The 13,367-nt window shown below is 38.7% G+C and carries 12 protein-coding genes; 2 read left to right on the top strand and 10 right to left on the bottom strand.

From position 1 onward, the window contains the following. Positions 1 to 246: 246 nt before the first annotated feature. From AAZR93_RS11335 to AAZR93_RS11320, 4 genes are all read right to left on the bottom strand, one after another. Positions 247 to 903 carry a DUF799 domain-containing protein gene (locus AAZR93_RS11335; protein ID WP_434719866.1) on the bottom strand — a complete coding sequence of 219 codons (657 nt, stop codon included), beginning with the start codon at positions 901 to 903 and terminating at the stop codon, positions 247 to 249. Next, complete coding sequence (locus AAZR93_RS11330; protein ID WP_434719865.1) at positions 900 to 1,256, bottom strand: DUF4810 domain-containing protein; 357 nt, start codon at positions 1,254 to 1,256, stop codon at positions 900 to 902. Before AAZR93_RS11330 ends, AAZR93_RS11335 begins: the two co-directional genes overlap by 4 nt. Positions 1,257 to 1,262: 6 nt before the next feature. Beyond that, on the bottom strand, positions 1,263 to 1,937 hold the full coding sequence (locus tag AAZR93_RS11325; protein WP_294106255.1) for a CsgG/HfaB family protein: 675 nt from the start codon (positions 1,935 to 1,937) through the stop codon (positions 1,263 to 1,265). Positions 1,938 to 2,334: 397 nt separating this feature from the next. Continuing rightward, positions 2,335 to 2,442: a hypothetical protein gene (locus tag AAZR93_RS11320; protein WP_434719991.1), complete on the bottom strand. Its 108-nt coding sequence runs from the start codon at positions 2,440 to 2,442 to the stop codon at positions 2,335 to 2,337. Between the two features lie 580 nt (positions 2,443 to 3,022). Here AAZR93_RS11320 and AAZR93_RS11315 point away from each other — a divergent pair. Both AAZR93_RS11315 and AAZR93_RS11310 read left to right on the top strand, forming a co-directional pair. Then, a complete protein-coding gene (locus AAZR93_RS11315) occupies positions 3,023 to 4,315 on the top strand; it encodes an MFS transporter (RefSeq protein ID WP_434719864.1) in 1,293 nt (430 codons plus the stop codon). A 495-nt stretch (positions 4,316 to 4,810) separates the two neighbouring features. Further along, entirely contained in the window at positions 4,811 to 5,524 is a 714-nt protein-coding gene (locus tag AAZR93_RS11310) for a UTRA domain-containing protein (RefSeq protein WP_434719863.1), read from the top strand. A gap of 201 nt (positions 5,525 to 5,725) precedes the next feature. Here the strand turns inward: AAZR93_RS11310 and AAZR93_RS11305 are convergent, their stop codons facing one another. The 6 genes from AAZR93_RS11305 to AAZR93_RS11280 form a co-directional block, all read right to left on the bottom strand. Further along, positions 5,726 to 7,408 (bottom strand): 4Fe-4S dicluster domain-containing protein, encoded by a 1,683-nt coding sequence (locus AAZR93_RS11305; protein ID WP_434719862.1) that lies wholly within the window; start codon positions 7,406 to 7,408, stop codon positions 5,726 to 5,728. Positions 7,409 to 7,417: 9 nt separating this feature from the next. Further along, the gene (locus AAZR93_RS11300; protein ID WP_434719861.1) at positions 7,418 to 8,368 is read right to left on the bottom strand and encodes an electron transfer flavoprotein subunit alpha/FixB family protein; all 951 of its coding nucleotides are present in this window, start codon (positions 8,366 to 8,368) and stop codon (positions 7,418 to 7,420) included. Positions 8,369 to 8,383: 15 nt separating this feature from the next. Further along, a complete protein-coding gene (locus AAZR93_RS11295; protein ID WP_434719860.1) occupies positions 8,384 to 9,139 on the bottom strand; it encodes an electron transfer flavoprotein subunit beta/FixA family protein in 756 nt (251 codons plus the stop codon). A 157-nt stretch (positions 9,140 to 9,296) separates the two neighbouring features. Beyond that, positions 9,297 to 10,736 (bottom strand): purine-cytosine permease family protein, encoded by a 1,440-nt coding sequence (locus AAZR93_RS11290; RefSeq protein WP_294106238.1) that lies wholly within the window; start codon positions 10,734 to 10,736, stop codon positions 9,297 to 9,299. 258 nt (positions 10,737 to 10,994) lie between these two features. After that, positions 10,995 to 12,134, bottom strand: coding sequence for an acyl-CoA dehydrogenase family protein (locus AAZR93_RS11285; protein ID WP_434719859.1), 1,140 nt, complete (start codon positions 12,132 to 12,134; stop codon positions 10,995 to 10,997). Then, complete coding sequence (locus tag AAZR93_RS11280) at positions 12,131 to 13,315, bottom strand: CaiB/BaiF CoA transferase family protein (protein WP_434719858.1); 1,185 nt, start codon at positions 13,313 to 13,315, stop codon at positions 12,131 to 12,133. The genes AAZR93_RS11285 and AAZR93_RS11280 overlap by 4 nt, the downstream gene beginning before the upstream one ends. Positions 13,316 to 13,367: the final 52 nt, after the last annotated feature.

Raw genomic sequence — 13,367 nt, 5'->3', positions numbered from 1 at the left:
ATTATTATGGTTTTCGGCTATAACAGTTTGACTCATATCACAGTCTCTATTGTTTATTTGAAATTCATAAGAAAACTATTTTTTAACTTAATTATTTTCATTGATATAATTATTTAATATTAAAAACAAATAACTAATCATTTAATTTTTCAGGTTAATTTGACTTAATGAAAACAAAACAAAACTCAAATTAAATAAAAATAAAGCCTCCATAGAGACTTTATTTTTTACGATATCATTTAACAATTATTGTGCATCTTTTCCATATTTAGGCGACCTTGGACCATACAAGATCCCATTAGGCTTGCCAGCAGATAATAATCGGGCACTTGTTATGCCAGCAATACCGTAGCTCTTATCTGTCATCGTATCCGCAATCTGGTTAACAACGGCGGAGACAAGTACACCTATAATACCTGATGATGATGAATTGTTTTCAGTACTTGAAGCCGTTGCAGAGCCGCTCCACAGCAATGTCCCTGAACGAGCATCGACAAGTTTGGCATTTGCAGTGACCCGAGTATCACTCGCAATAACCTGATAGCTTGTTCCATATTCGGTAATATCTAAATACAGTACAGCATCAGCACCAAAAATTTCATGCAATTTTTTTGGTGGAACCGCTTGTATATCGCCTGCATTTGCCATGCCGTTTTGCTTAAACGTTTCTTCAACTACAGCAACAGGGAAAACATAATAGCCTGCTTCTGCTAATGGCAGTGTTGTTTGAGCTAATAGACCATGACTTGCTTGTACTTCAGGTGTGCTATTTTGAGGTAATAACACCAATATACTTTTAGGCTTACTTTGATTAAACGCACTGTAATCAACTTTAGTTGGCTGTGCGCAGCCAGTTAATAACCACGTCATAATCAAAGCACTGACTATCAATACGCGTTTCATTTTATTTTCCCTTTATTTTTCATTAGAAAATCCATGTAAGCTGCAGATTCTGGATATAACGCTTTTTCTGTATTGAATTCAGTCATTGCTAAATCAATGGCACCAGTAGTCGAATATAATAACCCCATATGTGCATGTAATCCTGGCGCAACAGCAAGCCCTTTAGCTTTACTTATCTCAATATTTTTCTTCAATGATTCAATTTGCTCGGATGGACTTGTTTCTGTTTGTTGATAATATTGATACACCGTTGTTTGATAACCATCCCAGTTATACAAAGGTTTCGGTTCTTTAGCACAACCATTTAATAAAATAGCCCCTGCAACAATTAGCAGTAATTTTGTTTTCATCATATTCCCTTATTTCGCTGGCTGCCATGCACCGCTTTCAACACCAGAAACTAAATTATTCACCGCTTCTCTAATTGCTAAGTCTAAAACTTTACCATTTAATGTAGAGTCATAACTTGCAGTTCCACCGAAACCAATAACTTCTCTATTTGATAATTCATATTCACCTGCACCTTGTGAGGAGAATACAACTTCAGATGTTTGTACATTAACAACATTTAAATTAACTTTTGCATAAGCTATTTGTGATTTACCACGACCTAAAATGCCAAATAATTGACGATCGCCAACTTCTTTACGGCCAAACTCAGTAACATCACCAGTGATGACATAAGTCGCACCTTTAAGTTGTTGCGTTTGACCTTTAATACCCGCTTCTTCTTTTAATTCCTGCATATTGGCGCGATCTAAAACATTAAATCGACCTGTTTGTTGTAAATGCGTCATTAAAATTGTTTTTGATTGATTACCTAAACGGTCAACCCCATCAGAAAAAATACCATTCATATAACTAGAACGATTATCAAATTTCCCGATTGATATTGGGCTTTTAGGACCTGAATAATTAGTCTTATATGAAGCCACTTTTTCGACTTCGAGTGAACGAGAAGATTCTTTAGCGCAACCACTAAGTAATGCACCTGCAATAAAAACAGATACTATACTGATTTTTGATATATTCATTTAGCATTCTCAATTAAATTTATTTATTTTAACTAATAACTTAGTACAAACATATTTTGCATCAAATACAAATTAGGATCTAGCTAAGTTTACTCATTTCCATTGTAATTAAGAAATACAGCCAATTTTCAATTACTGGTTCCCATTATTTAATCGCACAATAACCAAGGTTTACTAATTATTTAACAAAGTGTTTTCATTTACAATGACCAATAGTATTTAAATTAATCGTTAAAATAAAAACAATTTGAAAAATAATTTTAAAAAAATAATATTAAATTACTTCGATTCCACTTAGGAGAGAAAGTTAAATTTTAAATTAACCATAATGAAAACATAAAACACTTTATATTCAAAAGGAATATATAATGCTTTATTAGTTTAATCCATATATTAATTACTGACTAAATAGTTTCTCTGTATATATTTTATATACTAAACTTCTTTGCCCGTTATCAAAATATCGGTCAACATGACATTTTCGTTCTTTCGTATCACAGAAAATACCGTTCTAGAACATTATTTTAGTTTTATCAAAATCACCTTCTTTCTGAATACGAGCCGCTTATTTTTTGCTTAAGTATTTTTTATATCAGCTCAATCGATACCCCCTTCTTGTCACTAACACACAAAGACTTGCCACACAGCACATTTTTCTGGAGACTTAAGCTCAGAAACTGTTTTAGCCATGCTTAAGACTAGTAACAATACAGCTGCGACCCAACTACCAGCAATAATCTATTTTTCATATGAATACCTAAAATTAAAGGGTAAATATCAAAATATGTTCACACAAAAGTTAGACTTCAAATCATCATATACAATCAATAATTCATTGAAGCTTAAAAATAAGTGAACTAAATTTCCTCAGAATATTTTCTCGTCCCCCCGAGCTTTAACATAAAGCATATCAGATTTAATGCATACAATATCCATTTACTGCATCATTTTAACTTTTCATTAACATAAGTGATTGTACTTTTCTCAATTAAAGTTAAGTGTAGAACATGCCATTTTGAACCTATTAAAAAAACACCGCCTGCAGTTTAAAAAGGTATTAAACGCTCACGATAAGAGAACGATTTATGACAATACAAACTATCGCTGTAAAATCATTTAGATCAACAAAAACAACATCAAAAGTACTATTAATTTGCTGGATGAGTATTTTATTTGAAGGCTACGACGTTGGTGTTATGGGCGCTGTACTCCCAACACTTGCTGAGTATAAACAGTGGAGTCTCTCTCCTTTAGAGTTGGGTGTATTAAGTAGCTATGCCCTAGTTGGCATGTTCTTCGGCGCCTTCATTATTGGTACATTAAGTGAATTATATGGCAGACGCCGCATGTTACTCGCCTGTGTCGCTTTATTTTCTTTAACGATGATTGGCGCGGCATTAGCACCAACGCCTTGGGTTTTTGGGTTAATGCGTTTCATCGGCGGTATTGGTTTAGGCGGTGTTATTCCAGTCGCCGCAGCGCTGACAATCGAGTATTCTCCCGCAGAGAAACGCTCGTTCAATTATGGCATCATGTATTCAGGTTATTCATTAGGTATTTTAAGCGCCGCGTTAGTCGCTATGTGGTTATTAGAGCAATTTGGCTGGAGAAGTGTTATTGCTTTTGGTGCATTACCATTATTACTCATCTGGCCAATGGCACGTATTTTGCCTGAATCTTTAGAGTATTTATCCCATAAAGGTTTGCATACCCAAGCCGAACAATTAGCCCATAAATTAGAAATTAACTATCAGGCATCACCAGAACAACAGCAACAAAAATCACAAAGTGTAAAAGAAATTATAGCAGTGGTATTTGCTAAAAAGCATTTACGGGCAACCGCCTGTTTTTGGATAGCATTATTCTGTGGCATGTTGTTAGTCTATGGATTAAATACTTGGCTACCATCAATTATGAGAAAAGAAGGCTATAACCTAGGTTCAAGTCTGACATTTTTAATCGTGTTTAGCTTAGCTTCTGCATTAGGTGGATTATTCCTAGGAAAAATTGCAGATAGATATGGTGTGCGTAATTCTGTCGCATTTTTCTTTTTACTCGGCGCAATAGGTGTTGGTTGCTTAGCCTTTAAACAAAATATCTATATGAACTATGTATTAGTTGCTTTTGCTGGTGTCGGCAGTATTTCTGCGGCCTTAATACTGACCGGCTATATTGCAAATTACTATCCATCAAATGCAAGAGCTTCTGCAACGGGCTGGGCATTAAGTTTTTCGCGTATAGGAGCCATGACCGGTCCAATATTTGGCGCTTATATTGCAAGTTTAGGTATCGCCACGAGCTGGAACTTTATCGCATTTTCTGTTGTTGCCGTTATTGCAGCAACAGCGGTAATTTTATTACCCAAAAAACGCCAATAAATTTATACAAAAAAACATTACTAAAATAGGATAGCTTTAATACTATCCTATTTTTTTCCATCATATTATTTCAGTATCGATTTCACTTGATAATAAATGTGACTATACTTAAAGAAATTAACGTTTAAAGGTTCTTGTTTTTCCTTTAAATATTAATATTTAGATCGTATTTAACTAATCACATCGAATTAAAATAACTAGATAATACTGAGTACCTACCCATCATCGCCAATTTACTAAGTAAAATTAACATTATAATAATAAATAAAGGTATATAGTACAAATAGGAATTCCATTAGAATAAACGACTCAACACATTTTCAAACTATTTGAAAATAAAACAAATAAGTAAAAATAAACTTTCTTGTGATAAATACAATTACCTACTAGTAAAGAAAATGATTACTGATAAACTTGCGGTCAGTATAGATGACAACCCAAAAATGCCACTAAATCTTTTTAACACGCTTTTTAACGTAATGTTGAATAAAAACGATGACTTCACAACCTGCATACAAACAAATTCAGTCTTACATTTTACGTAGTATTGATCTTGGTATTTTTAAACCTGAAACCCAGATCCCTACAGAACTTGAGCTTTGTGCACAATTCAATGTCAGTCGCATGACTGTTAATAAAGCTATTTCAGAATTAGGCCAAAAAGGAATTTTAAATCGAATTGCAGGAAAAGGTACATTTGTCGCAACACAAAAGCATGAACTACCTGTCACTAAAGCTTTTGATATTTTTGATGAAATATCAATGAGTGGTAATAAATATAGTGGTCAACAATTACAACTTAAAGTTATTTCTGCGACAACTGAAATCGCTTTGCAGCTCGGTATTATCGAAGGTAGCGACGTTGGCTACTGTAAAGTACTTCATTTCGAAAATGATATCCCATTAATGCTTGAAGAACGCTTTGTAAACCATTCTATTGCTCCTGATTTTGTAAAACAGCAGTTTGGCAATAACGAAACACCGAGCGGTTTTTTACAACGCCATTTTCCCGTAAGTGAAATGGAACATACAATAGAAGCAACATTGGCGACCAAAGCAATAGCTCAGTCACTGTCAATCAAAGAAAGCTCTCCTTGCTTGCAACTTAGCCGCAGAACTTGGACAGGTACAACATTAATTAGCTATGTAAATATGATTACAGCAGGCTCTCGTTATAAGCTAAAACTCCATTCTCGCATTGAAAATTAACTAAAAAAATGGGGCATATTCGCCCCAAACCGACTAATAAATACAAAACACATCAAGCACATTAATCCCAGAAATACGTTAAATTACATTCAGCTAGTTGAAAATCGCCCCTAATGAATAACGATATCATTTGAACCAACTTGAATAACTAACAGTCTAGTAATTTCAGATATCATGGGTAAACATCACAACAAATAAATTTTACATTCCTTGATAAATAGGACCTTCCCCACCTTGTGGCGCGGTCCAAGTAATATTTCTCGAAGGATCTTTAATATCGCAAGCCTTACAATGCAGACAGTTTTGGGCGTTTATCTGTAATTTATCTTGTTCTTTTTCGCTAATAATTTCATACACTCCCGCAGGACAATAACGCGTTTCCGGTGCCCCATACTTTGTTAAATTCACCTTAATTGGAACCGTGAGATCTTTTAATTTCAAATGACAAGGTTGTTGTTCTTCATGATGAGTATTTGATAAAAACACTGATGAAGATCGATCGAAGGTCAGCGTGCCATCGGGTTTTGGATAGACAATCGGCTGGCAATTTTTTGCTTCTTTGAGGCTTTCATGATCCTCGTGTTTTAATTTAAGCGTCCAAGGCGCACGCCCTTTTAAAAGTAATTGTTCCGCACCAAATAACATCGAGCCGATAACCAATCCTTTTTTCATATAAGGCTTAAAATTACGTGTTTGGTATAACTCATCATAAAGCCAGCTTTGTTCAAATTTATTCTTAAACTGAATTTTAAATAACTCGTCATTCACTAATTCATGGCTTAGGGGATCAAATAATGCCTCAGCGGCTAACGAACCACTTTTAACCGCACAGTGACTTCCTTTAATACGAGCAGCATTAAGAAATCCCGCGTCATCCCCAATTAACGCGCCACCTGGAAAGGTTAATTCTGGCAATGCTGATAACCCACCCGCTACCATCGTTCTAGCGCCATAGCTCAATCGTTCTCCACCCTCTAAAAAAGCACTAAATGAAGGATGTGTTTTTAAACGCTGAAATTCTTCAAAAGGCGATAAATACGGATTTTCATAATTCAGCCCAACAACTAATCCGATCGCTACTAAGTTGTCACCATAATGATAAGCAAAACCACCACCATAGGTTTGATTATCGAGAGGCCAACCAACCGAATGAACAACTAACCCAGGTTGATGTTGCTCTTTTGGGATCTGCCAAATTTCTTTTAACCCTAGTCCGTAAGTTTGTTTTCCACTATTTTCAGCTAAATCAAAATGGTCAATAAGCTGCTTACCTAATTGCCCACGGCAACCTTCAGCAAAAAAGGTCATTTTCGCGATTAGATTCATACCTGGTTGATAAGCCGCGGTAAGATTTCCTGCTTTATCCAACCCCATGTCACCTGTTGTAATACCAATTACTTGACCTGATTCACCAAATAAAATTTGTGTCGCGACAAAACCAGCAAAAATATCAACACCAAGCCCTTCAGCTTCTGCCGCTAAAGCAGCGCAAATCTGCCCAAGGCTGCCAATTAAATTACCGCTATTTTTTAAGCAAGTAGGCAGTAATGATAACGGTAAATTGCTTGCTTTATGTTCTTTTAGCCAGAGAAATCGATCGCTGCTCACTGGTGTTAAATCAGCAGTTACTTTCTGCTGCCAGTCAGGTAATAATTCATTTAAAGCACGAGGATCAATAACTGCACCTGATAAAATATGCGCGCCTATTTCAGCTCCTTTATCAATTAAACACACCGAGAGCGCGATTTCCCGCTCAATGGCGAGCTGTTTTAAACGAATTGCTGCAGATAATCCTGCGGGTCCACCACCGACAATCAAGACATCAAATTCCATCGATTCCCGCTCAGGCGTCACATTTATATTTACGCTATTGTCGATAGTCATGAGCCCCTCCTACGCTAACGCTTGATCAAATTCAGGTAAAATTTCAAATAGATCGCCGACAATACCGTAATCTGCGACTTGGAAAATAGGTGCTTCAGGATCACTATTGATGGCAACGATCACTTTACTTTCTTTCATTCCCGCCACATGTTGTATCGCCCCTGAAATACCGACGGCGATATATAAATCTGGAGCAACAATTTTCCCTGTTTGTCCGACTTGATAATCATTCGGTACATAACCTGCATCAACCGCAGCTCTTGAAGCGCCAACTGCTGCGCCCAATTTGTCAGCAATAGCTTCCAATAATACAAAGTTTTCCCCAGAACTAAGCCCACGCCCACCGGATATCACTATTTTTGCAGAGCTTAACTCAGCACGGGCAACCTGCGTTAAAGACTGGCTTTTTAACTGTGAAAGTTGGCTGATATCATTCACGATAACCGTTTCAATTGGCGCGCTATCTTGTATTTCCGTCACTCCTGAAAACGCAGAACTCCGCACAGTGATAACGACTTGATTGCCATTATTTTGTACTGTCGCTAATGCATTACCTGCATAAATAGGTCGAATAAAAGTTTCAGCATCGATAACTTGAGTAATATCTGATATCTGAGAAACACCTAAGGTTGCCGCTACGCGTGGCGCTATATTTTTGCCAAATGTGGTCGCAGGAAATAACAAATGGCTATAATTCTGCGCAACGGCAACAATCGCACGCGTCATGGGTTCTGCAAGCTGAGATTCCAATACCGCCGCTTCAATGGTGATAACTTTCTCAACACCATTAATTACACTACCCAGTTCAGCCACCGCTGCTGTTTGGTTACCTACAACCAGAAGATGTAAGCTACCCCCTATTGAGAGGATTTCACGTGCCGCAGTGATGCTATGATAAGTTGATGATTTAATTGTTTGATTATCATGTTCAACAATAACTAAGACTGATAACTGACTCATGGTAAGGCTCCTTGATTAAATCACTTCTTTCGCTTTAAGCTCACTGACCAATGCTGTTGCATTATTCAATAAAGTGCACTGCCCGCTGCGCTTTTTAGGTTCAGAAACATTGATAGTCTTAACTTGGCCCAAAGGTGAGAAATCCATCTCGACGATATTCATGATTTCTAATGGCTTTTTCTTGGCTTTCATAATATTAGGCAATGTTGCATAGCGTGGTACATTGAGGCGTAAATCGGTTGTAACAATGGCTGGAAGTGGCATAGAAAGCGTTTCTAGCCCACCGTCAATTTCACGAGTAACATGAATTAAGTCATCTTCAATAATAATTTGTGATGCAAAAGTTCCTTGAGGGTATTCAAGTAGCGCTGACAGCATTTGTCCTGTTTGATTGCAATCATCATCAATTGCTTGTTTGCCTAGCAAAATAAGATCTGGCTGCTCACGAATAACTACTTGTTGTAATAAGCGAGCAATATCCAACGGCTCTAATATCATATCCGCAGGCCTTTGCAGCAAAATAGCGCTATCTGCGCCGAGTGCCATTGCACTACGTAAGATCTCTTGAGAACTTATCTCGCCAATAGAAACCACTACCACTTCACTCGCTTTTCCAGCTTCTTTCAAACGTACCGCTTCTTCCACTGCGATTTCATCGAATGGATTAATAGCCATTTTGACATTAGTAAGCTCTACTCCAGAACCGTCTGCTTTCACTCTAATTTTTACGTTGTGGTCAATAACTCGCTTCACTGCGACTAAGATTTTCATAACGGCTCCTATCACTATTTATCTGAATAACTTTCAATTTCTTTGAACATATTTTTGAGTTGAAGGAAGCCTTAGCAGTGATTAATTCACTGCTATTGCTCTCTTATTTTTTATTTAGATCTACGCTTTAAGACTATGGCTCAGCACTTAAAAACGCTTATTTCTCCGTGGGCAATATCAACCTATCGGCAACGGATGTTGGCCATTTTTTGATTGCGACATAATAAATAACACTGGTCGCCACTAAGCCAATAATCCATGAAATATCAACACCACCTAATGCCTCCACGAGTGGACCGGTATAGAATCCCGTTGAGATAAAAGGTAATTGAATTAATACACCAATAACGTATGTGGTGATCCCAACTTTGTTCCAACGACCATAACGCCCTTCTGGATTAGCGAGTTCAGGTACATCGTAGCGCCCTTTAGTCACCCAATAGTAATCGACTAAATTAATTGCACTCCAAGGCGTAAAGAAAGCCAGTAAGAACAATAAAAATGCAGAGAATAATTTTAGAAATGAATGCTGCCCAGCAAGGCCTAAAAGGGTTGAGAAACTCACCATTAAGATAATAAAAAACAGTCGTTGACCACGGGTTATTTGGTTTTTCCCACGAAAACCACACCAAATTGCCGCCATAGACATGAAGCTACCATAAGCATTCAACGCCGTTATGGTGACCTTTCCAAAGAAAATACTGATATACAATAATGCGGCAATTAGACCTGTGCTACCTAAACCGACAATATAAGAAACTTCATTGCCCGCAAATTTGTTGCCAGCTAATGCCGCTGCGAATACGCCCAAGATCATTGAAGCTTGCGTGCCAATAACAGTGCCTGAACCGACAGCTAAAAACGCTTTGATTGTCGGTGTTTTGGTCGGTAAATAACGTGAATAGTCTGCGACATAAGGCCCAAAGGCAATTTGCCAAGAAGCCGATAACGACATCGCTAATAAGAAATTAGTCCAATCAAAATGACGATTATCCAATAAAACAGAAACATCATTCATATAGAACAAACGGAAAAATAAGTAAAAGAAAGCAATAACACCAATTACACTCGCGGCCTTCCCTAATATATGAATGATCCGATAACCGCAGATGGTTATACCAATAATTACCGCACCGAATATTAATATTCCCATCCAATCGCTAATATGTAATAGCTGACCAACCGCTTGACCTGCTAATACAGTACCACTTGCCGAAAATCCGACATACATCATACAAACTAATAGGATAGGAATAACAGCGCCATACACACCAAATTGAACACGGCTGGATATCATTTGCGGTAAGCCAAGTTTCGGCCCTTGAACAGCATGTAAAGCCATCACCGCACCACCTAATAACTGGCCGATAAATAAGCCTATTAGCGACCAGAACACATCACCACCGAGCACAACAGCAAGCGCCCCAGTCACAATTGCGGTTATCTGTAAATTAGCACCAAACCAAAGCGTGAATTGACTCGATAACGTACCATGACGTTCTGATTCAGGGATATAGTCGATAGAGCGAGCTTCAATTAATGGAACGTTTTCCTGTTTGCTTTTCTTTTCTACGTTTATTTCGTTTGAAACTGTCATGGTAACTCCTCTTTAAGCAAGGGCTGGCCTAAAGAATGAATCAATTAGTCATAATGCGTATTTGTCGAATACCGTCATTAAATATTATTTAGGGCGATGTTTTATCTTTTGTCTACCCGTCATTAATAATTGAAATACATTCTTAAACCTGATTGTTGTTGTGTTTTAATTCCATGATCCTGTGACTAGCTAATTTTGCTTAATAATCGGTAGTCGCCTGTCCCGCCTACCGAGGTCTAACTTTTCTCTTTTAAATTATCAAACCGCATCTAGAACAGCGCGAGAAATAATGATTTTTTGAATTTCTGAGGTACCTTCAAAAATACGTAAAATTCTAGCGTCACGTACATAGCGCTCTAAAGGTAAATCGCGAATGTAGCCATAACCGCCATGAAGTTGTAATGCCGCATCAGTAACAAACCCTGCACACTCCGCCGCAAACAGTTTTGCCGTGGCCGATTGTAAACTAAAGCGATTGCCTGAATCACGCAACTGCGCCGCATGCCAAGTCAGCATTCTTGCTGCTTCGAGTTGTGTATGCATATCAGCAATTCGCCATTGAGTTCCTTGATAGGCAGCCAACGGTTTTTTACCAATTTGACGTTCCTTAACCCAACCTAATGCGCTTTCCATGGCTGCTCGCGCAATCCCCAATGAGGTTGCCGCAACTTCAACACGACCTTTATCCAAAACTTCCATTGCCGTATGAAAACCTTTATTTTCTTCACCTAAAAGACCCGATTCAGGTAGCCAGCAGTTAATCGCTAACTCATAAATAGTGCTTCCTCGTAACCCCATGGTTTTTTCCGGTTGCGAAAATGCCACTCCTTCCGTCCCTTTTGGGATCATGAAAGCACTGATGCCTCGAGCCCCAGCCTCAGGATCTGTTTTGGCATACAACACAATAAAATCCGCTTCTTTCGCATTGGTAATATAATGCTTATTACCTTTAATACGCCAACCGCCATTTTCACGAGTTGCCATCGTTCGCATATCTGCCGGATTCGAACCTGCCGCAGGCTCTGTCAGGCCAAAAGCACCTAAAACTTCACCACTTGCCGCTTTCGGCAACCAATGCGCTTTTTGCTGCTCGGTCCCACCAATTAAAATCGAATCAGTCGCAAGAAAATGCGCCGTTAATGCAGATGATGTTGAAGCACAAGCCGCAGCAACGCCTTCGACCACTCGGCTCATTGCTACACTCCCAATACCAAAACCACCATATTGTTCCGGTAAATTAATTCCCCAACATCCCATTTCACCAAGGGCAGCTAAGCTCTCGGCACAAAAAGTTTCTGTTTCATCATAACGTTGTGCATTAGGCTGTAAAATATCGCGACACACTTTTTCAACTGCATCGACAATGGCTTGTTCTGTCTCATTAATTTCAAAGCTCATCGTATTGTCTCCACGCTTTTTGTTGTCGTTTTTATCGGTTTATAAATATCATTAGCTTCACCTAATACAGGTGCTCGTTGAGTCGAATGCGGCTTATACCCATTAAAGAAAACTGGCTGAGAAACCAAAGGTGTGCCGCCATCGTTTAGATGTGTCAGAACTTGGCGAACCTTTGCGTGTTCACTCTGGGTTGCTTGCTGTAAGTTATGAATAGGTGAGGCTGGAACCCCTGCATTAAGCAATAGGTCGCACACATCTTCAACACTTCGTTGCCCAGTCCAACATTCAATTTCTTGTCTCAGTTCTGCCTGATAAATCGTTCGCGTCGGGTCGTCAAGATAGCGAGGGTCACTCGACAAATCCGGTTTTCCTATACATTGGCAAAAACGTTGAAATAGCTTTTCACTCGCAATCGCAATTACCACTAAACCATCATCGGCCTGATAAGTATCAAATGGCGTCGATACAGGGTGGCGATTACCCACTAAGCTTGGGGCTTTATCATTGGCAAATAAGTTTGAAAGCCCAGTAAGTTGCATACTTAGCAATACATCAACCATCGCAACATCAATATATTGTGCACTTTCCCCATGACGTTCCCTCGCAAATAGCGCACTGCTGATCGCCCATGAAGCAAACATACCTGCGCAAACATCACCAATAGATTCACCACTACGCGTTGGCCCCGTTTGTGGAAAACCTGTCACGCTCATCAAGCCAGACATGGCTTGAGCAACAATGTCATAAGCAGGGTAACTTGCTAACGGACTATCCTGACCAAAACCAGAAATACTGGCGTAGACTAACTTGGGGTTATGCTGTTTTAAGCTGTCAAAATCAATGCCAAGCCGTGCTGTAACACCTGGACGAAAATTTTCAACCACCACATCACTGTCTTTTACTAATTGAAAAAGAATGGCGCGATCGGCATCTGATTTTAGATCTAACTCAATACTGCGCTTCCCTCTGTTGATCAGACCGTAATAAACGCTCTCGCCATCAATAAAAGGTCCTAAATGACGACTATCATCACCTTGATTTGGCACTTCAATTTTAATCACTTCAGCACCAAGATCTGCCATCATGCCTGTACAATAAGGGCCGGCAAGTACGCGGCTTAAATCAATGACTTTAATCCCAGCAAGGGGCCCTGTCCTTTTTTGAGTTGACGCAGTATTCATACTGAATTCCTTATATCTTCAGGAAATTTGCCGCCCCAAAAAATGGTTTGGC

The organism is Providencia sp. Je.9.19, from assembly GCF_051129765.1.
GTDB lineage: Bacteria > Pseudomonadota > Gammaproteobacteria > Enterobacterales > Enterobacteriaceae > Providencia.
This window is presented reverse-complemented; position numbering and strand designations above follow the sequence as displayed.

Bases quoted from the DNA above. Each gene is read 5' to 3' on its own strand.
- AAZR93_RS11335 (WP_434719866.1), bottom strand. From the start codon at position 903: ATGAAACGCGTATTGATAGTCAGTGCTTTGATTATGACGTGGTTATTA.
- AAZR93_RS11330 (WP_434719865.1), bottom strand. From the start codon at position 1,256: ATGATGAAAACAAAATTACTGCTAATTGTTGCAGGGGCTATTTTATTA.
- AAZR93_RS11325 (WP_294106255.1), bottom strand. From the start codon at position 1,937: ATGAATATATCAAAAATCAGTATAGTATCTGTTTTTATTGCAGGTGCA.
- AAZR93_RS11315 (WP_434719864.1), top strand. From the start codon at position 3,023: ATGACAATACAAACTATCGCTGTAAAATCATTTAGATCAACAAAAACA.
- AAZR93_RS11310 (WP_434719863.1), top strand. From the start codon at position 4,811: ATGACTTCACAACCTGCATACAAACAAATTCAGTCTTACATTTTACGT.
- AAZR93_RS11305 (WP_434719862.1), bottom strand. From the start codon at position 7,408: ATGACTATCGACAATAGCGTAAATATAAATGTGACGCCTGAGCGGGAA.
- AAZR93_RS11300 (WP_434719861.1), bottom strand. From the start codon at position 8,368: ATGAGTCAGTTATCAGTCTTAGTTATTGTTGAACATGATAATCAAACA.
- AAZR93_RS11295 (WP_434719860.1), bottom strand. From the start codon at position 9,139: ATGAAAATCTTAGTCGCAGTGAAGCGAGTTATTGACCACAACGTAAAA.
- AAZR93_RS11290 (WP_294106238.1), bottom strand. From the start codon at position 10,736: ATGACAGTTTCAAACGAAATAAACGTAGAAAAGAAAAGCAAACAGGAA.
- AAZR93_RS11285 (WP_434719859.1), bottom strand. From the start codon at position 12,134: ATGAGCTTTGAAATTAATGAGACAGAACAAGCCATTGTCGATGCAGTT.
- AAZR93_RS11280 (WP_434719858.1), bottom strand. From the start codon at position 13,315: ATGAATACTGCGTCAACTCAAAAAAGGACAGGGCCCCTTGCTGGGATT.